General features: G+C 51.2%; 21 protein-coding genes. 8 read left to right on the top strand and 13 right to left on the bottom strand.

Going from position 1 to position 25,050, the window contains the following annotated elements; translation table 11 throughout:
• Window positions 1-60 precede the first annotated feature (60 nt).
• The 3 genes from A9165_RS08000 to fabB form a co-directional block, all read right to left on the bottom strand.
• A complete protein-coding gene (locus A9165_RS08000; protein ID WP_008984214.1) occupies window positions 61-1,080 on the bottom strand; it encodes an aspartate-semialdehyde dehydrogenase in 1,020 nt (339 codons plus the stop codon).
• Window positions 1,081-1,096: 16 nt separating this feature from the next.
• Window positions 1,097-2,209, bottom strand: a complete 1,113-nt coding sequence (locus A9165_RS08005; RefSeq protein WP_065955517.1) for a 4-phosphoerythronate dehydrogenase — start codon at window positions 2,207-2,209, stop codon at window positions 1,097-1,099.
• 156 nt (window positions 2,210-2,365) lie between these two features.
• Window positions 2,366-3,580, bottom strand: a complete 1,215-nt coding sequence (fabB, locus tag A9165_RS08010; protein ID WP_008607458.1) for a beta-ketoacyl-ACP synthase I — start codon at window positions 3,578-3,580, stop codon at window positions 2,366-2,368.
• 209 nt (window positions 3,581-3,789) lie between these two features.
• Here fabB and mnmC point away from each other — a divergent pair, with 209 nt between their 5' ends.
• Both mnmC and A9165_RS08020 read left to right on the top strand, forming a co-directional pair.
• On the top strand, window positions 3,790-5,697 hold the full coding sequence (mnmC, locus tag A9165_RS08015) for a bifunctional tRNA (5-methylaminomethyl-2-thiouridine)(34)-methyltransferase MnmD/FAD-dependent 5-carboxymethylaminomethyl-2-thiouridine(34) oxidoreductase MnmC (protein WP_065955518.1): 1,908 nt from the start codon (window positions 3,790-3,792) through the stop codon (window positions 5,695-5,697).
• A 52-nt stretch (window positions 5,698-5,749) separates the two neighbouring features.
• Window positions 5,750-6,094 carry a hypothetical protein gene (locus tag A9165_RS08020; protein WP_065955519.1) on the top strand — a complete coding sequence of 115 codons (345 nt, stop codon included), beginning with the start codon at window positions 5,750-5,752 and terminating at the stop codon, window positions 6,092-6,094.
• 69 nt (window positions 6,095-6,163) lie between these two features.
• On the opposite strand, the gene A9165_RS08025 is transcribed toward A9165_RS08020, so the two are convergent.
• Window positions 6,164-7,045: an OmpA family protein gene (locus tag A9165_RS08025; RefSeq protein WP_065955520.1), complete on the bottom strand. Its 882-nt coding sequence runs from the start codon at window positions 7,043-7,045 to the stop codon at window positions 6,164-6,166.
• A gap of 126 nt (window positions 7,046-7,171) precedes the next feature.
• On the opposite strand from A9165_RS08025, the gene rnt reads away from it, so the two are divergent.
• Window positions 7,172-7,894 carry a ribonuclease T gene (gene rnt / locus A9165_RS08030; protein WP_065955521.1) on the top strand — a complete coding sequence of 241 codons (723 nt, stop codon included), beginning with the start codon at window positions 7,172-7,174 and terminating at the stop codon, window positions 7,892-7,894.
• 26 nt (window positions 7,895-7,920) lie between these two features.
• Here rnt and A9165_RS08035 read toward each other — a convergent pair whose 3' ends face one another.
• Entirely contained in the window at window positions 7,921-8,265 is a 345-nt protein-coding gene (locus A9165_RS08035; RefSeq protein ID WP_008951431.1) for a Grx4 family monothiol glutaredoxin, read from the bottom strand.
• A gap of 227 nt (window positions 8,266-8,492) precedes the next feature.
• Here A9165_RS08035 and A9165_RS08040 point away from each other — a divergent pair, with 227 nt between their 5' ends.
• The 4 genes from A9165_RS08040 (at window position 8,493) to A9165_RS08055 (ending at window position 14,111) form a co-directional block, all read left to right on the top strand.
• On the top strand, window positions 8,493-9,077 hold the full coding sequence (locus A9165_RS08040) for a Fe-Mn family superoxide dismutase (protein ID WP_008607450.1): 585 nt from the start codon (window positions 8,493-8,495) through the stop codon (window positions 9,075-9,077).
• A 300-nt stretch (window positions 9,078-9,377) separates the two neighbouring features.
• The gene (locus A9165_RS08045) at window positions 9,378-11,300 is read left to right on the top strand and encodes a PrkA family serine protein kinase (protein WP_008951430.1); all 1,923 of its coding nucleotides are present in this window, start codon (window positions 9,378-9,380) and stop codon (window positions 11,298-11,300) included.
• A gap of 13 nt (window positions 11,301-11,313) precedes the next feature.
• On the top strand, window positions 11,314-12,579 hold the full coding sequence (locus A9165_RS08050; RefSeq protein ID WP_065955522.1) for a YeaH/YhbH family protein: 1,266 nt from the start codon (window positions 11,314-11,316) through the stop codon (window positions 12,577-12,579).
• A 14-nt stretch (window positions 12,580-12,593) separates the two neighbouring features.
• Window positions 12,594-14,111 (top strand): SpoVR family protein, encoded by a 1,518-nt coding sequence (locus tag A9165_RS08055; protein WP_065955523.1) that lies wholly within the window; start codon window positions 12,594-12,596, stop codon window positions 14,109-14,111.
• 19 nt (window positions 14,112-14,130) lie between these two features.
• Here A9165_RS08055 and A9165_RS08060 read toward each other — a convergent pair whose 3' ends face one another.
• The gene (locus A9165_RS08060; protein WP_008951428.1) at window positions 14,131-15,099 is read right to left on the bottom strand and encodes a diguanylate cyclase; all 969 of its coding nucleotides are present in this window, start codon (window positions 15,097-15,099) and stop codon (window positions 14,131-14,133) included.
• A complete protein-coding gene (locus tag A9165_RS08065; protein ID WP_065955524.1) occupies window positions 15,096-16,112 on the bottom strand; it encodes a response regulator in 1,017 nt (338 codons plus the stop codon). Before A9165_RS08065 ends, A9165_RS08060 begins: the two co-directional genes overlap by 4 nt.
• 63 nt (window positions 16,113-16,175) lie before the next feature.
• On the opposite strand from A9165_RS08065, the gene tpx reads away from it, so the two are divergent.
• On the top strand, window positions 16,176-16,793 hold the full coding sequence (gene tpx, locus A9165_RS08070) for a thiol peroxidase (protein WP_065955525.1): 618 nt from the start codon (window positions 16,176-16,178) through the stop codon (window positions 16,791-16,793).
• Between the two features lie 48 nt (window positions 16,794-16,841).
• Here tpx and adk read toward each other — a convergent pair whose 3' ends face one another.
• From adk to dnaX, 6 genes are all read right to left on the bottom strand, one after another.
• Window positions 16,842-17,486, bottom strand: coding sequence for an adenylate kinase (gene adk, locus A9165_RS08075; protein WP_008607441.1), 645 nt, complete (start codon window positions 17,484-17,486; stop codon window positions 16,842-16,844).
• A 224-nt stretch (window positions 17,487-17,710) separates the two neighbouring features.
• On the bottom strand, window positions 17,711-19,639 hold the full coding sequence (locus tag A9165_RS08080; RefSeq protein WP_008951424.1) for a methyl-accepting chemotaxis protein: 1,929 nt from the start codon (window positions 19,637-19,639) through the stop codon (window positions 17,711-17,713).
• 142 nt (window positions 19,640-19,781) lie between these two features.
• Window positions 19,782-21,713 carry a molecular chaperone HtpG gene (htpG, locus tag A9165_RS08085; RefSeq protein WP_065955526.1) on the bottom strand — a complete coding sequence of 644 codons (1,932 nt, stop codon included), beginning with the start codon at window positions 21,711-21,713 and terminating at the stop codon, window positions 19,782-19,784.
• Between the two features lie 111 nt (window positions 21,714-21,824).
• On the bottom strand, window positions 21,825-22,427 hold the full coding sequence (gene recR / locus A9165_RS08090; protein ID WP_008951422.1) for a recombination mediator RecR: 603 nt from the start codon (window positions 22,425-22,427) through the stop codon (window positions 21,825-21,827).
• A 5-nt stretch (window positions 22,428-22,432) separates the two neighbouring features.
• Complete coding sequence (locus tag A9165_RS08095; RefSeq protein WP_008951421.1) at window positions 22,433-22,759, bottom strand: YbaB/EbfC family nucleoid-associated protein; 327 nt, start codon at window positions 22,757-22,759, stop codon at window positions 22,433-22,435.
• An 83-nt stretch (window positions 22,760-22,842) separates the two neighbouring features.
• Window positions 22,843-25,047 carry a DNA polymerase III subunit gamma/tau gene (gene dnaX, locus A9165_RS08100; protein WP_065955527.1) on the bottom strand — a complete coding sequence of 735 codons (2,205 nt, stop codon included), beginning with the start codon at window positions 25,045-25,047 and terminating at the stop codon, window positions 22,843-22,845.
• Window positions 25,048-25,050: the final 3 nt, after the last annotated feature.

Here is a 25,050-nt window from a genome sequence, read left to right on the forward strand (position 1 = left end):
CCCATGCTGGGCGCACACAAAAACAGGCCGCAAAAGCGGCCTGTTACAGTGAAACGCGACTCAGAGATAATCGCGGATCAGCACTTCTGCGATCTGAATACTGTTAGTCGCAGCGCCTTTACGAATGTTATCGGCCACAACCCACATATTTATACCATTTTCATGTGATAAATCCTGACGGATGCGGCCAACAAAGACCTCATCCTTGCCGGTAGCACTGCAAACCTGGGTTGGGAAGTCGGCATTATTTTCCAGTAATACCACACCCGGCGCATTGGCCAGCAGAGCTTTTACCTGCTCTGGCGAAATCGGCATCCGCGTTTCGATATGCACTGCTTCGGCGTGACCATAGAACACCGGTACCCGCACTGCAGTGGCATTTACCGCTATGCTACTGTCGCCCAGAATTTTCTGGGTTTCCCAGTGCATTTTCATTTCTTCTTTGGTGTAACCATTTTCCAGAAACACATCAATCTGCGGAATCACGTTAAAAGCGATTTGCCGGGCAAACTGTCCCTGCTCATCCAGTGGCCGGCCGTTCATCAGCTGTGCAGTTTCGCTGGCCAGGGCTTCTACTGCCGATTGTCCGGCACCACTGACCGACTGATAAGTCGCGACATTGACCCGGCTAATGCCAACGGCATCATGAATTGGCTTTAACGCCACCAACATCTGAATCGTTGAACAGTTGGGGTTGGCAATAATATTGCGGTTACGGTAATCGGCAATGGCCTCTGGGTTAACTTCCGGCACCACTAATGGAATATCCGCTTCGTAACGGAAATGCGAGGTGTTATCAATCACCACACAGCCTGCTTCAGCGGCTTTAGGGGCATAAATCGCCGAGACACTGCCGCCGGCTGAGAAGAGACCAATCTGTGCCTGGCTCCAGTCAAAGGTTTCAGCATCCAGCACCGTCAGCTTTTTGCCCTTAAAGGTCACAGTACCACCGGCCGAGCGGCTGCTGGCCAGCGGGAACAGTTGCGCAACCGGAAAATCACGCTGCTCCAGAATTTCGATTAAATGTTGGCCGACCAGACCGGTCGCGCCCAAAACTGCGACATTGTATTGCGACGCCATGCGGTGCATCCTCTTATTACTGACGACTAAAGCCTAAGGAGTCAAGCCAGGCCGGTAAGGCCGGGCCACTCAGTTGTAGCGCACTGTACTCGCGCCGGGCAGGATAAGACTTTCTGAGCCAGTCAAACCCGTGACCTGTTATATGATACCGGAACAAGGCATCATCCCGCCGCACATCATATAACATCCTGGCGAGATTTTGGACATCTGGAAGCCCAAAATTAGCGGAAAGTTGTAGTTTTTCCATCGCTGGTACCGGTAAGAGCGCGGCCAGACTCATCCGGGGCTGCTGTTGCAGCAGTTCACAGCAGCGCTGATACAGCATTTCGGTGCCCCGCGCCTTGCCTTCGACACTATGACCGGCAATATGCGCCGTGGCCAAATCGCAATAAGGCAGCAGCGGTAACAAAATATCCGGCTCCTGTTCCCACACATCCAGCACCAGCGGCCGACGCTTGCGCTGTTGCGCCGTTAGCAGCGCCTGGTTATCGATCACGGCGCCACGCGAGGCGTTGATAATAGCGCAGTCAGGTTTTAGCTGCGCCAGGTGTACTGCATCCAATAGGTGATAACTGGGATAAGGCCCGGTTTTCTGAAGCGGGGTATGAAAACTGATAATATCGGCCTGCTGACACAAGGTCGTAAAATCAGTATGCGGAAAATCCGGCTCTTGCGCAGCACGCAGCGGATCGCAGAGCAGCAGCGGGATCCCCAGCGCCCTTGCCGCGGTAGCTAAACGTTGGCCGATACTGCCGACCCCGACAATACCCAGCACTTTATGCTGTAATGACCACTGATAGCGCTCAGCCAGAAACCATAAACTACTAAGTACATATTCCAGCACCGACTGGGCATTGCAGCCAGGTGCCGAGCTAAAGCTAATCTGCCGTGAAGCTAAATAGTCCCTATCAACATGTTCAGTACCGATAGTGGCCGTGCCGACAAAACGTAAGCGGTTATTCTGTGACAGCAAGCTGGCATTGACTGGCGTCACCGAACGCACCAGCAGGACATCGGCCTCGCGTAATGCCTCAGCCTGGACGTTCCGGCCATCAAAAGTGGTCACCTCGCCAAGGTCGGCGAAAAATTCGCGCACCAGCGGCATATTTTCATCAGCGTAAATGTTCATTATCGGCCCCGTTGTTCGGATGGGTGCATTCTAGCAAGAAAAGTCGTGTCGCAAGAACTGAACTTGAGCAAGAAAAAAGGCGCTGATGTCAGCGCCTTAAGTTATACCAGCTGCAGTTAGCCGTTATGGCCTTGCATTATGCTTTGTCGCGTTGCATTACCCTTTGTAGCGTTGCATTACTAAGGTGGCATTGGTGCCACCAAAGCCAAAGCTGTTCGACATCACGGTATTTAAGACTGCGTCGCGGGTTTGGGTCACGATATCCAGACCTTTAGCCGCCTCATCCAGTTCACCGATATTGATCGACGGCGCAATAAAGTTATGCTTTAGCATCAGCAGCGAGTAAATGGCCTCATGCACACCGGCCGCGCCCAGCGCATGACCGGTCATCGCCTTAGTCGCACTGATGGCCGGGGTTTTTCCGGCAAAGACTTCCTGGATCGCGCCCAGCTCCTTGACATCACCCACCGGGGTACTGGTGCCGTGAGTATTCAGATAATCAATAGGTGCGTCAACGCCTTGCATCGCCATTTGCATACAACGTACGGCGCCTTCGCCGCTTGGTGCCACCATGTCATAACCATCTGAGGTCGCGCCATAGCCGACAATTTCAGCATAGATGGTCGCACCGCGCGCCAGCGCGTGCTCTAACTCTTCGACCACGACGATACCGCCACCGCCGCTGATCACAAAACCATCGCGATTGGCGTCATAGGTACGCGAGGCCAGCTCAGGGGTGTCGTTGTAACGGCTGGATAAGGCACCCATTGCGTCAAACTCCATCGCCAGTGTCCAGTGCACTTCTTCACCACCACCGGCAAACACGATATCCTGCTTACCCAGTTGGATCAGTTCCATCGCATGGCCGATACAGTGTGCGCTGGTGGCACAGGCTGAACTGATGGAATAGTTTACGCCTTTAATTTTAAATGGCGTGGCCAGACAGGCCGAGCAGGTGCTGGACATGGTCTTTGGCACTGCATAGGGGCCAACCCGTTTTACGCCTTTTTCACGCAGAATATCGGCCGCCTCAACCTGAGTTTTGGACGAAGCGCCGCCCGAGCCAACCACCAAGCCAACCCGCGGATGCGAAATCTGCTCATCGCTTAAACCGGCATCCTGCATCGCTTCCTGCATCGCCAGATAAGCATAGGCAGCAGCATCGCCCATAAAACGCATCGCTTTACGATCAATCAGTTCGCTGGGGTCCAGTTTAATATTGCCCCATACCTGCGATCTTAAACCCAGCTCGGCAAATTCCTCGGCACGGCTGATGCCGGACTTACCCGCTTTTAACGAGGCCAAGACCTCAGCCTGATTATTACCGATACTAGATACAATGCCTAAACCGGTGATCACGGCTCTTTTCATGCTTACTCCCCATGCCTGTCGTTACAGGTACTGAATGTTAAATGTAATCTTTGTGATGCTGCCGCACAGTAACGCCGCAGAATTAATACCGCAATTCTACGGACTTTCACCGCGAAACTGGTCTGCTTTCAGCGCACAGCTGTACTCTGTTTTCAATTTTGCTTCAGGCTGCGGTAAACTACAAGATGAAATTTTGCCAAAGGTTTGTTATGTCTGCCCTATCGCACGCCCGGATCCACTTTAATGCCCAAGGCACCCCGGTTGCCACTGACTTTGACGATATCTATTTTTCCAACGATGGCGGCCTGGCCGAAACGGATTACGTGTTTTTGCAGCAAAACGGTTTACCAGAGCGCTGGCAAAGTCATGCTAGTCCCTGGTTTCATGTGCTGGAAACCGGCTTTGGTACCGGTGCCAATTTTTTACTTTGCTGGCAACGCTTTCGGGAATATCGCCGCCAGTATCCGGATGCCCGCTGTCAGCGGCTGTATTTTAGTAGCTTTGAAAAATACCCGTTAAGCCGCGCCGATCTGACACAGGCACTGAGTGTGCATACGGAGTTAGCCCCACTTTGCCAACAGCTATTGGCCGCCTATCCGCCGGCCACCGCGGGCTGTCAGCGACTATTGTTGGATGGGGGCCTGGTGATGCTGGATCTGTGGCTGGGTGATGTTAATGAGCTCTTACCCACGGTACCGGAGCAGAATCGGGTCGATGCAATCTTCCTTGATGGTTTTGCGCCAGCGAAAAACCCCGATATGTGGCAGCCGGGATTATTTCAGCAGCTATTTCGCTTAAGTTATCCCGGCACCCGCCTTGCCACCTTTACCTGTGCCGGGGTGGTAAAACGCGGCCTAAGCGCAGCGGGCTTTCAGCTTGCCAAGGTAAAAGGCTTTGGTAAAAAGCGCGAAATGCTGATTGCCTGGCATCCTCAGCCGGCTGAGTCGTTATCCACCGACAGGCAGCACAGCGATCCTGTTAGTGCTCCTGTCACCATTGTCGGTGGTGGTCTGGCAGCCTTAACCACTGCCTACGCCCTGCTGCGTCGGGGTATTGCTGTAACGCTACTCTGCGCCGATGCCGAAGTAGCCCAGGGTGCTTCGCATAATCGCCAGGGTGCGCTTTATCCGAATCTGCCAGTTAAGCTCACGCCACAGGGGTTATTTCACTGTCAGGCCTTTTGGCAGGCGCGGCAGTTTTATCAGCACTGTCAGCAACTGGGCTTAGACTTTCCACTGGATTACTGTGGCGTGCTGCATCTGGCCAGCACAGAACAACTGGCTGAGCGGCAACAGAAAATGGCACAGGCAGCGGTCTGGCCAGCTGAGCTACTAAAGTTTGTCGATGCGGCAGCAGCCACTGAGCTCGCTGGTGTGAGTTTGCAGCAGGGCGGCATCTTTTTGCCGCTGGCCGGTTGGCTGGCACCACAAGCCTTTTGCCAGGCATTGTGGCGCTACCTTAGCACCCAGCCAGGCTTTCGTAGCCAGTTTAACTGTCGGGTAGAACAGCTTGCAGCGCATTCTGATGGCTGGCGACTGCATACCGCGACAACGACACTCACCGCACAGCAGCTGCTGGTCGCTAATGGTGCCGATCTAACCCGCTTAGCCCCCTTTGCCGCTCTGCCGGTAAATCGGGTACGCGGTCAGGTTAGCCATGTCGAGGCGCCGGATCTGGCGCCATTGCGCACTGTAATTTGTCATAAAGGTTATTTGACACCTGCCTGGCAAGGACTGCACTGTATTGGCGCCACCTTTGACCGCACAGCAGAAACGGCACAGTTACTGGATGCAGACGATACCCAGAATATTGCCGAGCTGCGGCAACAGTTACAGGCACCTGACTGGAGTCAGCGTTTAATGGTTAACTCGGCGAAAGCCGCTTTTCGGGCGACAGTACCGGATCATCTGCCACTCTGTGGGCGCTACCACCCGGAAAACACTGGCGAGCCGGCACCACTTTGGCTAAATGTCGGTCTGGGTGCCCGCGGCTTGTTATTTGCACCGCTATTGGCTGAGTACTTAGCCGCTGTAATCAGTGGTGAACCGCGGCCACTTAGCCAGAGCACAGCGAACTTACTGAGCCCGGCACGCTTTAATAAAAAAGCGGCGACTTGACCCTAATTATTTGCTAGAGTTTTTATTACAGGAAACTAATCAAGGAATTGCTATGTCTGGTCGTAAGTTAGGTTTCGCCGTGCTGGTATTGGCAAGCTGCCTGCTCAGTATCGGGATGGCGCAAGCTACCGAGTTTCAGCGCATCCCACTGCCGGCCGATGCCCGTGAACAGCTGAGACTGGAACAAAAGCTGCCGGCCGTGCTGCACTTTTACAGCCGCGCCAGTCAGCAAGAATTACTCAGCTTTTACCAGCAGCATCTCGGGCAACCAAGCCAGCAAAAAGTCGTGGCGGGTCAGCTACAGCTAAATTTTCCGCGTAATGGTGAGCAAATCCGCGTGATTATCGCCGAGCGCAACGGCTGGCGCGATGTATCCTTGATGGTAGAGCGACGTTAAACAGACGGCAAGGTCGAAGTCTGCATCAGGGCCTATTAACGCTTGCATTGCTGTCAAGGTTAACACGCCCTAGGGCTTTGCCATTTGCAATACTAAACGGCGGTTAACTGCCCGCCCCAGAGCACTGTCGTTTGGCGCCACATGCCGGCGCTCACCAAAACCCTCAATTTGCACCTTGTCTGGCGCCACGCCGGCGGCAACTAAGAAGTCTTTAATTTTCTGTGCCCGCTGCACTGATAACTGTTCATTCATCCATCGACCGCCCAGGCTGTCGGTATAGCCTTGCAGATCAATCGATTCAATTTCCTGATCGTATTTCAGATACTCCGCGATCTGGCTTAAACGGCGACGTGATTCGCGGGTCAGTTGATCACCACCGCTCTCATAACTTAATACCGTAAAAGCGATATCCTCAAAGCTATAGGGTAACAACCCGGCGATACAGTGGCTAAAGGCCTGATATTGGGTTGGAAATTGCACCGGATTCAGTGCCGCCACCACCTTATCGTACGGGCTGTACCAATCACTGTAATAGAAGGTCGGGCTAAAACCCTGCTCCAGTTCGGTCAGCAAGGTCCAGGCGGTTTTCTTCGGTAAATCACCATTAAACTGCTTTAACAGTCGCATACTGGCCAGGGTTTTGGTTTTTTCGCCGGCACGCCACTGTGGCGGGACTGACAGCACCTCCGCCAGACCATAACTATCAGGCCGGCGCAGCATCTGTAATTCAAAGTCCATATTCAGACTTTTACCGGCAGCACTGCGAAACACCGCCTTGCCAAAATTCGGGATCTCATGCTCCAGCTGGCATTGCAGAGGCGTATTACTGCTTAGCTGCCAACGCGATTGCTCAATAGTGGCGGAATATTGACGCCACTGGCTGGGAGTTGCTGCCAGCTGGCCTGCCGTCAAAACCGCACTGATACTAAAGATTAGCGTTATCGCCCGCATGTACTGCCCCATTGTTTGCAAAAGAACCTCCCGCTTCGTAACGACCATAGCAAGCATTATGCCCAAAACAAGACCTATCGCATTTTTTTTGGCATAATGCCGGCCTCTGACTGCTACGGTGACTCTATGACCTCAACACCTTCTGCTGCGACAAAGGCCACGGCTTCAGGCGCAACTAAAAGCGCTTCTCTATTAGCCCAGCGTTTTCGCGGCTACTACCCTGTTGTTATCGACGTCGAAACGGCAGGCTTTAATCCAAAAACCGATGCCTTGCTCGAAATTGCGGTAAATCTGCTGGAAATGGATGCAGAGGGCCAGTTAAAGCCCGGCAAAACCCTGCATTTTCATGTTGATCCTTTTGCCGGCGCCAATTTGGACGCCAGCTCACTGGCATTTAACGGCATCGATCCCTTCAACCCGCTGCGCGGTGCCGTGCCTGAGCGCGAGGCCATTACTGAAATTTGTAAAGCCGTGCGCAAAGCGCAAAAAGACGCCGGCTGTCAGCGCTCTGTGCTGGTCGCACATAATTCGGCTTTTGACCAAGGCTTTTTTAATGCCGCGATCAGCCGCTTAAATTATAAACGCTCGCCGTTTCATGCTTTTGTTTCGTTTGATACCACCAGCCTGGCGGCGCTGGCGCTCGGACAAACGGTCCTGGCCAAGGCCTGCCAACAGGCGGGAATTGCCTTTAATGCCAAAGAAGCCCATAGCGCTCTGTATGACACCGAGCGTACCGCGGAGCTGTTCTGTTACATCGTTAATAAATGGCAGCAACTGGGAGGCTGGCCACTAAGCAATGCGCTACCGGCCGATGAGGAACAGGACGAAGAGACTGAAAACACGGCATAACGGATATGCCGTGTCTTACTGAAGGTTTATTCCGCCGCTGGCTGTTCGGCTTTAAACTTTTCTGCAGTGGCTTTAATCAGCGGTTGTAACTCGCCACGCTGAAACATTTCCAGCACGATATCACAACCACCAATCAGCTCGCCCTCGACCCACAGCTGCGGGAAAGTCGGCCAGTTAGCGTATTTTGGCAGCTCGGCCCGGATATCCGGATGCTGCAGAATGTCGACAAAGGCAAACTGCTCACCACAGGCAATCAGCGCTTGTGACGCCTGAGCCGAAAAGCCACAACTGGGGAATTTTGGCGAACCCTTCATATACAGCAGGATCGGGTTGTCGGCGATTTGTTGTTTGATTTTGTCTAACGTTTCCATTACTACCTCTCGGATTAAGATCAAAGTTGGCCTATTTTACTCCTTCTGCCCCTCGCCCGCACTTGAGATTTGCAGAAAGTGCCCAATATTGTCTGAACCAACAACAGCGCCTGCGGCTATAATGATTGCAGGCAAACGCAGGCCGGCAAGGATAAAACTTGAGTATTTTAGTCAGGTTTTGTAGTCTACGCCATGCAGACACTTTAAACAACGAACGGAGAGCTACAATGGCCTTTGAATTACCCGCCTTACCATACGCAAAAGATGCTTTAGTGCCGCATATTTCTGCTGAAACCCTGGAGTATCACCACGGTAAGCACCACAACACCTACGTCGTTAAGCTGAATGGTCTGATTGAAGGCACGCCTTTTGCCAGCCAGTCATTAGAAGAAATTATCCGTAACAGCGAAGGTGGCGTATTTAACAACGCAGCTCAGGTGTGGAACCATACGTTCTATTGGCACTGCTTATCACCAAATGGTGGCGGTCAACCAACTGGTGCCCTGGCCGATGCCATCAACGCCAAGTGGGGCTCTTTCGATGCCTTTAAAGCCGCCTTTAATGACAAAGCCGTCAATAACTTCGGTTCCAGCTGGACCTGGTTAGTGAAAAAAGCGGATGGCAGCCTGGATATTGTCAATACCAGCAACGCCGGCACACCAATTCAAGACGCCGCAGTAACGCCAATTATCACAGTTGACCTGTGGGAGCACGCTTACTACATCGACTACCGCAATGCCCGCCCAACTTACCTGGATGCATTCTGGGCCCTGGCGAACTGGGAATTTGCTGCAGCGAACTTCGCTAAGTAACGCTGCAATTCCTGCCTCTGATACCCGGCCACTGCCGGGTATTTTTTTATCTGCGCTCCTGCCCCGTTCGGGCTGAACCTTTTACCAACACTTTAGCTCAAAAAAGCAACTGAACCCTTTATCGAGACAAAGCGTACCATTACCCAGTAACGATTTTTTACTGAAACATTGGGCAAAACAGCGCTTTAGTGTCTACCCTTAAAGTGAGTAGTTTGGGCGTTAGCTGCCAATACGGGTAACTAATACGGCTGCCCAACTAGCGTAAAAGTTGTCATGCCGGACGATGGGCTGGAGGTATTTATGGGGATCTTTGAGCATTTCAGAACCAGGTACGAAACCACCAAAGAAGAGGAAATGAGCCTGCAGGAGTTTCTGCAGCTGTGTAAAAAAGACAAAAGCTGCTACAGCAGTGCCGCTGAACGTCTGCTGCAGGCGATTGGCGAACCCGAGCTGATTGATACTTCGCAGGACTCTAAGCTCAGCCGCCTGTTTTCAAACCGCCTGATCGCCCGCTACCCTGCCTTCCATGAATTTTACGGTATGGAAGAGGCCATCGAACAAATCGTTTCCTATCTCAAGCATGCGGCGCAAGGACTGGAAGAGCGCAAACAAATCCTCTATTTACTGGGGCCTGTGGGTGGCGGTAAATCGTCGCTGGCCGAAAAGCTGAAAGCCCTGATGCAGCAAGTCCCGATTTATTACCTGAAGGGCTCGCCGGTACAGGACCACCCGCTGTGTCTGTTCGATGCAGCGGAGGATGGCGCCCTGCTGGAGCAGGAATATGGCATCCCCAAACGCTATCTGCGAGCCATTATGTCACCCTGGGCCAGTAAAAGATTGCATGAATTCAATGGCGATATCAGTCAATTCCGGGTGGTGAAACGCAATCCCTCTATTCTGGATCAACTCGCCATCGCCAAAACCGAACCGGGAGATGAAAACAATCAGGATATTGCCGCCCTGGTCGGTAAAGTCGATATCCGTAAGCTGGAGCACTTTGCCCAAAACGATCCCGATGCCTACAGCTATTCCGGTGCGCTTTGCCGTGCCAATCAGGGCCTGATGGAATTTGTGGAGATGTTCAAAGCGCCAATTAAGGTGCTGCATCCACTGCTGACCGCGACCCAGGAAGGTAACTACAATGGCACCGAAGGGCTGGCGGCCCTGCCGTTTGATGGCATTATTCTGGCACACAGTAACGAGTCCGAATGGCAAACCTTCCGCAACAATAAGAACAACGAAGCCTTCCTGGACCGGGTTTATATTGTCAAAGTGCCTTATTGTTTGCGCGCCAGTGAAGAAATGAAAATTTACCAGAAACTACTGGAGCACAGCGAACTCAGTCAGGCGCCTTGTGCCCCCGGTACCCTCAGCTCGCTGGCGCAGTTTGCGGTATTATCCAGACTGAAAACGCCGGAAAACTCCAGTATCTACTCCAAAATGCGGGTGTATGACGGCGAAAGCTTGAAAGATACCGATCCCAAAGCCAAGTCCTATCAGGAGTATCGCGACTTTGCTGGTGTCGATGAGGGTATGACCGGTTTATCGACCCGCTTTGCTTTTAAGATCCTGTCACGGGTATTTAATTTTGACTCGACCGAAGTTGCCGCCAACCCGGTACACCTGTTTTATGTGTTGGAACAGCAAATTGAACGGGAGCAATTTCCGGCAGACACCGCAGAACGCTATCTGGAGCACCTGAAAGGCTACCTGATCCCGAAATATGTCGAGTTTATTGGTAAAGAAATTCAAACCGCTTATCTGGAATCCTATTCGGAGTATGGGCAAAACATCTTTGATCGCTATGTTATCTATGCCGATTTCTGGATCCAGGATCAGGAATACCGGGACCCGGAAACCGGTCAACTGTTTGATCGGGCGGCGCTGAATGCCGAGCTGGAGAAAATTGAAAAGCCAGCCGGCATCAGTAATCCAAAAGATTTCCGCAACGAAATAGTCAATTTTGTGCTGCGGGCCAAGGCCAAAAACAATGGCAAGAATCCGCTGTGGACCAGTTACGAAAAACTACGCACGGTGATTGAGAAAAAAATGTTTTCCAGCACCGAAGAACTGTTACCTGTCATTTCCTTTAATGCCAAAACCAGTACCGAGGATCAGAAAAAGCACGACGACTTTGTTAACCGGATGATGGAGAAAGGCTATACCCGTAAACAGGTCCGGCTGCTGTCGGAATGGTATTTACGGGTACGTAAATCACAGTAGCTCCGGAGGGTGTATGGCGCATTTTATCGATCGCCGTTTAAATGGTAAGAATAAAAGCGCGGTAAATCGCCAGCGCTTTATCCGGCGCTATAAACAGCAGATTAAACAGGCCGTATCGGACGCCATCAGTAAACGCAGCGTAACTGACCTGAGCAGTGGCGAGAGTATCAGTATTCCGGCACGTGACATTACTGAGCCGTTTTTTCATCAGGGACAGGGCGGCGTAAAGCAACGGGTGCATCCGGGTAACGACCAGTTTAGCCCCGGCGATCGTATTCCCAGACCACAAGGCGGTGCGGGCGGCAGTGGCAAAGGTGATGCCAGCGCCGATGGTGAAGGTAGCGATGACTTTGTGTTTGCCATTTCCAAGGACGAATATCTGGATCTGTTGTTTGAAGATCTGGCACTACCGGATTTAAAATATAATCAACTGGATAAACTGGTGCAGTATAAAACGGTCCGCGCTGGTTACCGGGCCGAGGGGGTACCCGCCAATATTGATATCGTGCGCTCGTTACGTGGTTCGCTGGCGCGCCGCATCGCCATGTCAGCGGATAAAAAGCAACAGTTAAGGCAAGCCGAGGCTGAATTGGCCGAGCTGGAACTGGCCGCAGTGCCAGATGAACTGGCACGACGCGCGCTATTGGAGCGGATCAGTGAACTAAAACAGCGACTTGCGGCAGTACCTTTTATTGATAGCTTTGACCTGCGCTTTCGTAACTATCAGAAAAAACCAGAGCCAACCAGTAAGGCGGTGATGTTTTGTCTGATGGATGTCTCTGGCTCAATGGACCAGGCTACCAAAGAGATGGCTAAACGCTTTTATATTCTGCTGTACCTGTTCTTAAGCCGCAGCTATAAAAATGTTGAAGTGGTCTATATCCGTCACCACACGCAAGCTAAGGAAGTGGATGAGCAGGAGTTTTTTTACTCCCAGGAAACCGGCGGTACCATTGTTTCCTCGGCCTTAAAATTGATGCAGGAAATCATTGCCAAGCGCTTTAATCCGCAAGAGTGGAATATTTACGCCGCCCAGGCTTCAGATGGCGATAACTGGGCAGAAGACAGTCCGCTTTGTGCCGAATTGCTAAGTAAACAGATCCTGCCAGCGGTACGTTATTACGCCTATATCGAAATTACACCACGGGCACATCAGTCACTGTGGGAGCAATATGAACGCCTGCGGGCAAGTCAGCCGAAGCTGGCGCTGCAGCATATCCGTGAGGTGAGCGATATCTACCCGGTATTCCGGGAGCTATTTAAAAAACAGGCAGCCTGATCGAGGGAGGCAAAATGCGTAGTGTCGCCTTAAGCAAAGGGCCTTGTCTGCCAGACGGGCCAGACTGGAGTTTCGAACTGTTAACCCAGTATCAGCAGGAGATCGCCCGGGTCGCGGCCTATTATCAGCTGGACACTTACCCCAATCAAATCGAGGTAATCAGCGCCGAGCAGATGCTGGATGCTTATTCCAGTATCGGCATGCCGATTGGTTATCATCACTGGTCTTTTGGTAAGAAATTTATCCAAAGTGAGCAACAGTACAAAAGAGGCTATATGGGGCTGGCCTATGAAATCGTTATTAACTCCGATCCCTGCATTGCCTATCTGATGGAAGAAAACACCTTGCCAATGCAGGCACTGGTGATGGCCCATGCCTGTTATGGTCATAATTCGTTTTTCAAAAACAACTATTTATTCCGCACCTGGACCGATGCCAGCTCCATTATCGATTATCTGGTATTTGCGAAAAACTATGTCAGCCAGTGTGAGGAAAAATATGGTATTGGCGAAGTAGAGGATTTTCTCGACTCCTGCCATGCGCTGATGAACTATGGTGTGGATCGCTATAAAAGACCACAGAAGATCTCGATGGCCGAAGAGCAGCGCCGGCAGCAGGAGCGGGAAGCCTTTTTGCAATCCCAGGTCAATGAACTCTGGCGCACACTACCGGCAAAGGCCAACAGCAATCCGGCCGAGGCGCGTTTTCCAGCCGAACCACAGGAAAATATCCTGTACTTTATCGAGAAAAATGCACCACTGTTAAAACCCTGGCAGCGTGAACTGGTGCGTATCGTACGCAAGATCTCGCAATACTTTTACCCGCAAAAACAAACCCAGGTAATGAACGAGGGCTGGGCGACGTTTTGGCACTATACCTTGCTGCAGCATTTGTATGATGAAGGCCGGGTCAGTGATCGCTTTATGCTGGAAGTGTTACACAGCCACACCAGCGTAGTATTGCAACCGCCTTACAACAGTAAATACTATTCCGGCATTAACCCCTATGCGCTGGGTTTTGCCATCTTTACCGATCTGCGGCGCATCTGTGAACAGCCCACTGCGGAGGATCGTGAATGGTTTCCGCAACTGGCCGGCAGCGACTGGCTGGAAAGCCTGCATTTTGCAATGCAAAACTTTAAAGATGAGAGCTTTATCAGCCAGTATCTGTCACCTAAGGTGATCCGGGATTTTCATCTGTTTGCCATTACTGACGATAGCCAGGACAGCAGCCTGGAAGTCAGTGCGATCCATAATGCCGAAGGTTATCAACAGATCCGGCAAATGCTGTCGGCGCAATATAATCTGAGCCAGCTGGAGCCAAATATTCAGGTGCGGCAAGTGAATATCAGCAGTGATCGGGCTTTAACGCTGCGCTATACCCCGCATAACGAAATCCCATTGGGCGGCGCTATTGAACAGTTGATGCGGCATTTACACCGGCTGTGGGGCTTTGAAGTCGTACTTGAGCAACTCGATCATAATAACCAACTCAGTGTGCTGGCACGCTGTCCGACACCACATCACCCCTGACGGAACAGTGCGTTTTCGGCTATAAGGTGTCATGGAAGCGAGTAACCTGATTCCGACCTGCTGCTTTTGAGTGGTACAGCGCTTTATCCGCAGCATCTAGCCACTGCAAATAATCCTGCATCGTTATCGCGCGCTCCGCTAAACCAAAACTCATTGTTAATTTGATCGTGTGAGATTGAAAACTGAGTTCTAATTGCTCCACTTTGCGTCTAATTCGTTCAGCCAAGTAGCTTGCTTGATCCGCTGTGGTATCCAGCAATAGAAGCGCAAACTCTTCACCACCATAACGACCAGGTAAATCAGTGCTGCGTAGACTCTTGCGAATCACTTCGGCTACAGCTTTGATTACTATATCGCCTGCAGCATGGCCGTAGGTATCATTAATCCGCTTAAAGTGATCAATATCACACATGATCAGGCTACTGGTGTGCTGCGAATAGCGCTGCAAACGGTTAAATTCTAATTTCAAACTTTCTTCCCAATTTCCACGATTTCGCATCTGGGTCAGATAGTCCGTCGTCGACAACTGGCGCAATTGGCCATTCATTGACTGTAATTCCAGTTTACTCACGGCGGCATCGGTCACATCATAGATAATGAAACATAGGTGACTGACCTGACCACGACTATCTGTTAATGGAAAGATGGTGCTGTTTTGATACATATAGTCCGCGTGCCCGGTGATTGAGCGATAGTTCTTAAAGCGGAAAATATAGGGTCGTTGCTCCCAAATGGTAAAAGCACGGTTCTTCAGCAGAAAAACTGGCTCACATTTGCGGCGCAGCCAGTCTTCATCAATTTCAGAGAATAAATCAAACAACTGTCTGTTGCGGACTTGCCGTGGAAGCAAACCACTGTGGTTTTCCATAAAACCATTCCAGAGTTGGATCCGATATGAGGTATCTACCACGACCAGACCAACGTCGACGGTTTGCAACATATCCATTAGCCAATGAAGTTCGGAAGCGCCAAGCTCTTCTATGGTCATTCTGCATCATCCATTAAAAATGCCAGTTTATAACGAAAAGTTTTTAAACTGTCTTCGGTAAACAACAAGAGCAAATCACAATGAATATGAAAACCTTCAATCCCATAACTTAACTCTATCGTTAGAGTCCGCCGCCAGCGTTTAGCATTAGCTTTAATCAGTTCGGTAACGGGTGCATGTTGCCCCAATACCACAGGGTGTCCCTGGCTGAAGCTTATATCCAATTGTTCCGCAATACCTTTTAACACCGCACCAATCAGAATATTGGCGACATCCATCAGCAATTCTAATTCAGCTGCAGTATTCAGCTCACCCTGATAATTTAACAAACGTGCTATATCAGCAAAACTGGAGTCTGTTAAGATCAATAATGCTTCGCCAGCAATACCGCTACCGATAAAGCCCTGACAAATCCCCGATGTTTGACTATCGGGTGCAACTGAAGCCAATGCCATCGTCAATTCACTAACTTCGATTAAATTGACATTCGGGATCGGTAATTTGACAAACACATTCAACAAACGCGCTAATAAATCTCCGGCTTGACCCATGGCAACGTTAGCAACTTCCTGAAAGACATCGCGTAATTCTGCATCCAGTTGCGTTAACTCTTCGATAACAGGCGGAGTCGGTACTGCAACTTTTGGGTTGACAGCGACCGTTGTCTGCAATAATGCTGCAAGCTGTGCACTATCTACTGGCTTTTTTAGAAAAGCCTTAGCACCCAGAGCCATCACCCTGTCATAAGCCTCAGGCTGGATATCGCCTGAAACCACAACAATTTGTAGCGGTAACTTGTGTTTTTGTAGCTCAGCCAGCACCTGATAACCGTCCATTACGGGCATATTCAAATCAAGAAATAACCAGTCAAATGCGTACTTCTTCAGTGTTGCCAAGGCCTCCGCACCATGTCCGGCGAAGCGAATGGTACTCTGCCAATCATGTGGTAAAATCCGGGCCAGTTGTTTTCTGGCCAGGTTGGAGTCATCGCAAATTAATACAGCAGGGATCATAACTTTCTTGCCTTAATGCGGTCTGACCCTATCATAACGTTGATTGACTTTTGGAGCAGCAAAATGTTTATAAAAAGAAAAAATAATACCAAGATACTATTTACGCTGATGCTGGCAGCTGCGGCTTTTTTCTCACAAGCTATTGATATTACAGCAAACCTGCCGGCGAGGATCAGTGATGTTAAAGCGGGTGGCCAACAAATTGTCTTGCTTGGCGATGAATTGAAAGTGGGTCAACAGGCCCCAGATTTCAGAGTTGTGGACAATAGTTTTAAGCCAGTCCGCTTATCTGACTTTCAGGGTAAAACCTTAATGCTTAGCATAGTACCCAGTATTGACACAGGCATTTGCTCATTACAGACAAAACGTTTTAATGAAGAAGTCGCTAAGTTACCCGACTCCGTCCAGTTGTTGACCATCAGCACGGATTTACCCTTTGCACAGAAGCGTTTCTGCGAGCAAGAGCAGGTAAATAACATGGCAGTCCTGTCGGACGCAGTGTGGCGAGACTTTGGCAGCAATTATGGTTTGTTAATTAAAGATATGGGCCTATTAACCCGGGCAATCATTATCATTAATCAGCAAGGTAAGGTCGCTTACCTGCAGCTGGTACCAGAACTGGCGCAAGAACCGGATTACGACGCCGCATTACAGGTCTTACGCCAGACTATTGGCAGTTAAACGAAAAAACCCGGTCAGCACCGGGTTCTTGCATCGCATACCGTCACTTTAGCCCAGTAATGAGATAAGCTGCTGACTGACACGCTCAACCGGCTGGGTACCATCCAGGTGATGGTAACGGGTTTCACCCCGCTCAGCCGCTTTACGGTAGTAACCAACCAATAATTCGGTTTGCTCATGGTAAATGGCCAGCCGTTTGCGTACCGTTTCTTCTACATCGTCCGCCCGGATCACTAAGTCTTCACCGGTTTCGTCGTCTTTACCGGCTACCTTTGGCGGGTTATATACCAGGTGATACACCCGGCCTGATGCCGGATGCACCCGACGACCACTCATCCGCTCTACAATCACATCATCCGGTACATCAAACTCAATCACATGATCAACCTTGATCCCAGCTTCCTGCATCGCATCAGCCTGCGGAATAGTGCGTGGGAATCCGTCTAATAAGAAACCTTTGGCACAATCGGCTTTGGCTACACGTTCTTTTACCAGACCAATAATAAGCTCATCCGATACCAACTGGCCGGCATCCATAATCTTTTTCGCGGCAACCCCCAGCTCCGAGCCTTCTTTAATCGCGGCCCGTAACATATCACCAGTGGAAATTTGTGGGATACCGTACTTATTCATCAGAAACTGTGCCTGAGTTCCTTTACCGGCACCCGGGGCGCCCAACAAAATTATGCGCATAGCCTTTACCCTCTTATCCTGGGATTAATCTGTAATTTTTACCGGGTCTAATCTTTGCATAATGCGCCGGGTGAAACAAGAAATTTGTCAACTGGTGCTACCTGACACTGCGCCAATCCTCGCCTTTAGTCGATAGCTTGAGCAGAGCAGCCAATTCAGCAGTGAATCGCTGGCAAAGGGTAAAAAATGGCTATTTTGTTGCCCTTGCCAACGTAGTTCTGCGACTAAAGTCTGAAGCGTTTTACCAGCTCCTGCAGTTGCTCTGCCAGCCTCGACAGCGCAGTGCTGGCTTGCGCCGATTGACTGACATTATCATTGGTTTGGTAGGCTACATCACTGATTTTATGAAAATTTTGATTAATATCCCGTGATACTACGGTTTGTTGTTCAGTTGCCGTAGCAATCTGATGGGTAGTACTGCTAATCAGCTCAACCGCTTCATAAATTGCCGCTAATGCCTGATCAGCCGCCGTGGCACGTTCGGCGGTATTTTGCGCCGCTTTCTCGCTGTGCTCCGTAGCCTTCACCGCGTTCTCAGTGCCCTGCTGCAGCTTATCAATCATTTGTTTAATTTCAGTCGTAGAATCCTTAGTTCGGCTGGCCAGGGTACGAACCTCATCTGCCACTACAGCAAAACCGCGACCACTTTCACCGGCGCGCGCGGCTTCAATGGCTGCATTAAGCGCCAACAGATTCGTCTGCTCGGCGATACTTTCAATCACCTGTAGAATATTACCGATCTGATCACTGTCGTGCTTTAACAAACGAATAATAGCTGCCGCACCGCTAACATTATCCGATAATTCAGCCAGATCCCGAAGCGTGGTACTTACCACCTGACGCCCGGTGTTACTTTGCTGCTCAGCCATCGCAGCCGCATCCGCCGCTTGCTGGGTATTACGCGACACCTCTTCCAGAGTACTGGTCATTTCGTTCATCGCTACCGCAGCGCTGCTGATTTCCGTATTTTGTTGCTGCATCCCCTCACTGGTTTGCTGATTAATCTGCGACAGCTCAGTCGCCGCTGCCGCGACCTGATCCGAGTAATGACTGACATCGGCGAGCATTTGTTTTAAGCGTTGTTGCATCTGAGCAATTGCAGCCAACAAACTCTGTTGATCTCCAACGCGCAGCTTGATACTGCCACTTAAATCCCCCTCAGCAACCCGCTGTACCACAGCAGCAGCATACTCCGGCTCGCCGCCAAGAGTGCGGGTTACTTTTTTTACTAACCAGAGACAGACGATAGTTGCTACCCCTAATACCAACATGGCGGCAATCACCAGTGTCCAAAACATTGCCCGCACCTCTGCCAGCGCTTCCTGCTGCCGACTTTCCAGCACCAGGCTCCAACCCAGCATCGGCATAAACTGATAACTGCCAATCACCGCGGTGCCGGCAGCATTTTGATATAAGCCAACACCACTTTGCTGTTGTTTAGTCGCCGCCGCAGCCTGAGTCGTTAATTCGGTATCTTTCGGTACTGAGGGCGCAGTGGTAATCGCCTTACCCGCTGTATCCAGCAGGTAAATCTCGGTATAATTGTTGCGGCTAAGTTCATTGACTTTAGCAAAGATCGTATCCAGCTTTACCGCACCACGCATGACGGCGACAATCTGATTTTTCTGGCGAATAGGGATAGCTACGGTACTGACTGTCTGACCGGTCGCGCGTGACACAACTGGCTGTGAAAAGGTATTCTGACCGGCAATCGCCTGCTTAAACCAGGCTCGGTCGGCTACATTAAAGTTATTGGCTTCAGTTTCTGTCAGGGCTTTTGCCTGACCGTTGGCAAAACTGACGCCGGCCATGCCGATGCCATCTGGGCCAACCACAAAGATGGTGTCATAAAAGCCGCTGTTTTGTGCCAATTGCAGCATCAGTTCAGTTGCCAGAGGTAAATCCAACTGCTGGACGGATGGCAAAGTCGCCAGAAAACGCATTTCTTCCTGTCGTACCAGCAGCCAATCGGTAAAAGCCTGGGCATTTAGCTCTGCCGCACTTTGCAGGGAGCTCACGACGCCTTGAGTTTGTGATTCCTGATAGCGAAAAAAGAGTAAGCTGGTCAGCAACAAAATGGCTGCCAAAAACAACGAAATCATACTAAGGGTCAAACGGCCGCCAAAGCCAAGACGTTGCCATAACTGCTGCATAGATCACCTGTCTGTCGTTATTATGTTACTTAATAAAGTATAGACAGCGCAGACAGTAATAAAATGATGCAGAATAAGTTATCCGAACAATAAGCGTAAATAAGGGCTGGTCAGGCCAGCCCTTTTGGGGATATAGAATGGTTTATTTAGCCAAAGATAGTAGCAGGCTATTTAAGCGGGTGACAAAGCTGGCCGGATTTTTCAGGCTGCCACGCTCGGCCAGTAATGCCTGTTCAAACAGCACTTCCGCCCATTGCTGGAAGCGACTTTCGTCCTGCTCATCGGCGATATGTTTCACCAGTTGATGCTCCGGATTCAGCTCAAAAATCGGTTTCACCTCTGGCACCTTCTGCCCTACCGATTCCATCAGCTTGATCATCTGGGTGCTCATATCAAACTCATCGGTCACCACACAGGCCGGGCTGTCGGTTAGACGATGGCTAACCTTAACATCTTTAACCTGCTCACCCAGCGCCTTTTTAAAGCGCTCCAGCACTGAGGCAAAGGCTTCTTCGGTTTTCTTCTGTTCTTCTTTGGTTTGCTCGTCATCCAGTTTCGACAAGTCCAAACCACCTTTGGCAACAGAGCGGAACTTCTTACCGTCGAATTCCGGCAGATGCTGCATCAGCCACTCATCGATGCGATCGGATAACAGTAATACTTCCAGCCCCTTCTTGCGGAACACTTCCAGATGTGGGCTGTGTTTCGCCGCTTCATGGCTATCCGCGACCAGGAAATAAATCTCGTCCTGGCCTTCTTTCATCCGGCTGACATAGTCGGCCAGTGCTACGTTTTGCGCACTGCTGTCGTTATGGGTAGAGGCGAAACGCAGCAAGGCGGCAATTTGCTCTTTATTGGCGAAATCTTCTGCCGGGCCCTCTTTTAGCACCTGACCAAACTCATTCCAGAACAGCTGATACTGCTCGCTGTCTTTAGCCAGCTTCTCCAGCATTTTCAGCGCGCGGCTGCTACAGCCTTTGCGCAGGCTCTGGCTGACTTTGGTATCCTGCAGAATTTCACGCGATACGTTCAGCGGCAGATCGCTGGAATCCAACACCCCCTTGATAAAGCGCAGGTAGCTTGGCATAAACTGCTCGGCATCATCCATAATAAAGACGCGCTGTACATAGAGCTTCAAGCCATGCTTGGCTTCACGGTTCCACATATCAAAGGGCGCTTTCTTCGGCACATACAACAGGCTGGTGTAGTTGTTGTTCCCCTCAACCTTGTTATGGCTCCAGCTTAACGGCTCGCTCCAGTCGTGGGAAATATGCTTATAGAACTCTTTGTATTCGTCATCAGTGATTTCTGACTTATCACGGGTCCACAGTGCTGTGGCCTTATTCACTGCCTGCCAGTGACCTTCGGTCGCCGGGATTGTTTCGCCGTCTTCTTCACGCTCCGGCGTGCCTTCCTGCCACATTTCCACCGGAATCGAGATATGATCTGAATACTTAGTGACGATACTTTCAACTTTCCAGCGACTTAGGAACTCATCCTCGCCATCACGCAGGTGCAGCACGATCTCGGTACCGCGACTGGCTTTATTGATCTTGCTAATGGTGTAGTCACCCTCACCGGCCGACTCCCACTCTACGGCGCTATCTGCCGGCAGACCAGCTTTACGGGTACGCACTGTAACCTTATCGGCTACGATAAAAGCAGAATAGAAACCCACACCAAACTGACCGATTAACTTGGAATCTTTACTCTGATCACCTGACAGCTGGGAGAAAAACTCTTTGGTGCCGGATTTGGCGATTGTACCCAAATGGGCAATGACGTCGGCCTCATCCATACCGATACCGTTATCGCTGATAGTCAGGGTACGCGCCTGCTCATCCAGGCTGATCCTTACCCGCAACTCGCCATCATCACCGTATAAGCTACTGTCTGATAAAGCTAAAAAGCGCAGTTTGTCGGCAGCATCCGAGGCATTGGATACCAATTCACGCAGGAAGATTTCTTTGTTGGAATACAGCGAATGGATCATCAGCTGCAAAAGTTGTTTTACTTCTGCCTGAAAGCCATGAGTTTGCTTCTGGCCAGCAGCGTTGGCAGTGGTCTCACTCATCTTGGGGTCCTCTATAGGTATAACGAGACAAAAAGACGGCGCGGCGCGCCGATAACAGCACCAGATATGGGGGTATTCAGGATGATTTCAAGAGTGGATTAAAAGCGCTGATTAAAAACGTTTACGCCCGGATAAGGCATGCGCCAGGGTAGAACCGTCGATATATTCCAGCTCACCGCCGACCGGCAACCCTTGCGCCAGGCGGGTGACGGTACACTGATATTGCTGACACAGCTCAGCAATATAAAACGCCGTGGCTTCCCCTTCGACCGTCGGATTGGTAGCTAGAATCACCTCAGTGATGCCGCCACTGGCCAGTTGCTTGGCCAGTAAGTCAAGGCCGAGTTGCTCCGGGCCTATGCCATCGAGCGGCGATAAATAGCCCATTAGCACAAAGTAGCGCCCCTGAAACTGGCCGGTTTGCTCGATGGCCAATTGATCAGCGGCCGAGCCAACAATACACAGCGTTTCTGCATTAGCCCGTCGCGGATCACTACAAATACTGCACAGTGCCTGTTCGCTAAAGGTTCGGCATTGTTGACACTGCCCAATCCCGGTCATGGCTGCGCTCAGGGCGGCGCCAAGCCGGGCACCACCACTGCGGTTACGCTCCAGCAGCTGCAACGCCATGCGTTGGGCTGATTTGGGCCCAACACCCGGTAACACTCGCAGTGCGTCAATCAGCTGCTGTAACAGCGGCGGGAGCTTAGCCATAATGCTTAGAACGGCAGCTTCATGCCCGGTGGCAATTGTAAGCCGCCGGTGATCTTGGCCATTTGTTCTTTATTATTTTCTTCAACCCGACGCACAGCATCGTTTAACGCAGCCGCGATCAGATCTTCCAACATTTCTTTATCATCGCTCATCAGGCTATCATCAATACTGACGCGACGTACGTTATGGTTACCGGTCATAGTGACCTTCACCAGACCGGCACCCGATTCACCGGTCACTTCCATATTGGCCACTTCAGCCTGCATCTTTTGCATCTTTTCCTGCATGGCCTGTGCTTGTTTGAGCATATTGCCCATACCGCCTTTAAACATAATCAGCTCTCTCTTGTTAATTTGCTAAAGTTAATCTGCCAAAGTTGGCGACAAGATAATGACTCAGCGTCCAAATTACAAGGTTAATTCACCTCTAGGGTGTCCAGTTGCAGCTCAGCGGCAAAACGCAGCTGGATCGCCTGAATATGCGGATCCTGCTGTAATAAACGGCTGACATAGTCCTTGCGCTCCTGCTCAATCCGCTGCTGGATCGCCAGCGGTGACGTCGGCACCTCTTCCTGATACTGAATATCAAGTTGAAAACCCGGCGCAAATACCGGCGCTATCGCCTGATACACTTTACTACGAAACGTCGGGTTATCCAGATGTTGCTGATGCCGGGCCACCGTCAGCAACACCTGTTGCTCCTGCTGACTAAGTGCACTATTCAGCAAATAAAGCCGCAGCAGTCCTCCCAGCTCCAGCTGTTCAATCAGCCGCGCCCAGGCGTCGACCTGGGCCGCAAAACGGATAGAAAAACGTTGCTCATCCAGCACATCACTATCGGCTGCTGGCAAGCTGTCAAAATGCTGTGCCTGCCACCAGCCCTCGCTAAGTGCGGCTTGTGTATCGGCATCGTCGGCAAATTGTGCATCCGCTTGCTCATCTTGCCGTGCGTAATAAGCTGCCTGCTGCGACTCACTGCCCTCAGCAAAACGCAAGTCAGCGCGTGCATTAACCTCAACCGGTGCCGCATACTCAACATTAGATGGTAGCCAATTATCTGGCTCAGGCTGTGCGTGCTGCTGTGGCTGTCGTGGCTTTAGCACAGCTGCCAGCTGGCTACTGGCCTGAGTTGCGGCACTGCCGGCAGCGGTATCCGTGATTGGGTTGGACTCCGGCGCCGCCTGGCGCTCAGACTTTTTTGCCGCAGTCTCCTGTGCTGCCAGAGTACCAGGTACCACTACACCACGTCTGGCCATTATGCGGGCGGTAACCGGATCAATTGCGGAGGTCGCTGCTGTAGGGGCGTCATCTGCACTGACAGCTGTCGCTGTCTCAGCAATCACTGCAGCAGGCTGCGGCTGAAGTGGTGTTGCTGGGTTGGTATCAGCCGGCATCACACTGGTTAGGGGCTCAGCGGCTGTGGGCGGTGCCGGCTGAACCGGCGTTGGCGCGACCGTTGTCACCACAGACGACTCAGTAGCGCGGCGCTGTGGGCTCAATGCCTTATTTTCGCTTAGCACTGGCGGCTGACCACCTTGCGCCGCCGGCACAAAAGCCAGGGTGCGTAACAGCGCCATTTCCAGGCCTATCGCTGGGTCAGGCGCGTAAGGCAGATCTTTTTTGCCACTTAACAGCAATTGATAATACAGTTGGATGGCTTCCGGGCTTTGGCTGGCGGCAAACTGGCGCACCGCATCCGGATAATCACTGTGCTCAGCCAAGGCCGGCTGTAACTGACTCAGAGCGGTCAGATGCAACAGGCTTAACACATCGTCCAGCACTTGCAGATAATCCGCCTGCTGGCTTAACAGCTGCTGTAAACTGTGTTGCAGTGCTGCTAAATCGGCCGTGAGCAGGCTTTGCAGTAACTGCACTGCCCAGCTAGTATCTAACAGCCCCAACATCTCCCGCACCGGCTGCAACCTGACCTCACCGTTACCGAGCGCAATAGCCTGATCGGTCAGACTTAACGAATCGCGCAGGCTGCCTTTGGCCGCCTTGGCTAACAATTGCAGCGCAGACTCATCAAAGGGTAATTGCTCGGCACTCAGAACCGCCGCCAGATGCTGCTGAATTTGCGCGACGGTGAGCGCCTTTAAACTAAACTGCAAACAACGTGACAGTACCGTCACCGGCAGCTTTTGTGGATCCGTCGTGGCAAGTAAAAACTTAACGTGTGGTGGCGGCTCTTCCAGCGTTTTTAATAAGGCATTAAAGCTGTGACGTGACAGCATATGCACTTCGTCAATCAGATAGACTTTATAACGGCCGCGGCTGGGTGCGTATTGCACATTATCCAGCAAGTCGCGGGTATCTTCGACCTTAGTGCGGGATGCGGCATCAATTTCCATCAAATCAACATAGTTGCCGGCATCAATCTCTAGACAGGTACTACACTGGCCACAAGGGGTAGCGGTAATGCCGGTTTCACAGTTCAGACTTTTGGCAAAGATTCGGGCAATGGTGGTTTTACCGACACCCCGGGTGCCGGTAAATAAATAGGCATGGTGCAAACGTGCACTGCTAAGGGCATTCGCCAGCGCGGTTTTTACATGCTGCTGGCCAACCAGCTCACTAAACTGGCGCGGCCGCCATTTTCTGGCCAGAACCTGATAACTCATGCC

It is taken from the genome of Alishewanella sp. HH-ZS, assembly GCF_001704375.1.
Lineage (GTDB): Bacteria > Pseudomonadota > Gammaproteobacteria > Enterobacterales > Alteromonadaceae > Alishewanella > Alishewanella aestuarii.

Bases quoted from the DNA above. Each gene is read 5' to 3' on its own strand.
- A9165_RS08025 (WP_065955520.1), bottom strand. From the start codon at position 7,045: ATGCGGGCGATAACGCTAATCTTTAGTATCAGTGCGGTTTTGACGGCA.
- A9165_RS08050 (WP_065955522.1), top strand. From the start codon at position 11,314: ATGGCGCATTTTATCGATCGCCGTTTAAATGGTAAGAATAAAAGCGCG.
- A9165_RS08040 (WP_008607450.1), top strand. From the start codon at position 8,493: ATGGCCTTTGAATTACCCGCCTTACCATACGCAAAAGATGCTTTAGTG.
- A9165_RS08060 (WP_008951428.1), bottom strand. From the start codon at position 15,099: ATGACCATAGAAGAGCTTGGCGCTTCCGAACTTCATTGGCTAATGGAT.
- dnaX (WP_065955527.1), bottom strand. From the start codon at position 25,047: ATGAGTTATCAGGTTCTGGCCAGAAAATGGCGGCCGCGCCAGTTTAGT.
- rnt (WP_065955521.1), top strand. From the start codon at position 7,172: ATGACCTCAACACCTTCTGCTGCGACAAAGGCCACGGCTTCAGGCGCA.
- A9165_RS08045 (WP_008951430.1), top strand. From the start codon at position 9,378: ATGGGGATCTTTGAGCATTTCAGAACCAGGTACGAAACCACCAAAGAA.
- A9165_RS08055 (WP_065955523.1), top strand. From the start codon at position 12,594: ATGCGTAGTGTCGCCTTAAGCAAAGGGCCTTGTCTGCCAGACGGGCCA.
- fabB (WP_008607458.1), bottom strand. From the start codon at position 3,580: ATGAAAAGAGCCGTGATCACCGGTTTAGGCATTGTATCTAGTATCGGT.
- mnmC (WP_065955518.1), top strand. From the start codon at position 3,790: ATGTCTGCCCTATCGCACGCCCGGATCCACTTTAATGCCCAAGGCACC.
- A9165_RS08020 (WP_065955519.1), top strand. From the start codon at position 5,750: ATGTCTGGTCGTAAGTTAGGTTTCGCCGTGCTGGTATTGGCAAGCTGC.
- tpx (WP_065955525.1), top strand. From the start codon at position 16,176: ATGTTTATAAAAAGAAAAAATAATACCAAGATACTATTTACGCTGATG.
- A9165_RS08065 (WP_065955524.1), bottom strand. From the start codon at position 16,112: ATGATCCCTGCTGTATTAATTTGCGATGACTCCAACCTGGCCAGAAAA.
- A9165_RS08005 (WP_065955517.1), bottom strand. From the start codon at position 2,209: ATGAACATTTACGCTGATGAAAATATGCCGCTGGTGCGCGAATTTTTC.
- A9165_RS08095 (WP_008951421.1), bottom strand. From the start codon at position 22,759: ATGTTTAAAGGCGGTATGGGCAATATGCTCAAACAAGCACAGGCCATG.
- A9165_RS08080 (WP_008951424.1), bottom strand. From the start codon at position 19,639: ATGCAGCAGTTATGGCAACGTCTTGGCTTTGGCGGCCGTTTGACCCTT.
- htpG (WP_065955526.1), bottom strand. From the start codon at position 21,713: ATGAGTGAGACCACTGCCAACGCTGCTGGCCAGAAGCAAACTCATGGC.
- recR (WP_008951422.1), bottom strand. From the start codon at position 22,427: ATGGCTAAGCTCCCGCCGCTGTTACAGCAGCTGATTGACGCACTGCGA.
- A9165_RS08035 (WP_008951431.1), bottom strand. From the start codon at position 8,265: ATGGAAACGTTAGACAAAATCAAACAACAAATCGCCGACAACCCGATC.
- adk (WP_008607441.1), bottom strand. From the start codon at position 17,486: ATGCGCATAATTTTGTTGGGCGCCCCGGGTGCCGGTAAAGGAACTCAG.
- A9165_RS08000 (WP_008984214.1), bottom strand. From the start codon at position 1,080: ATGGCGTCGCAATACAATGTCGCAGTTTTGGGCGCGACCGGTCTGGTC.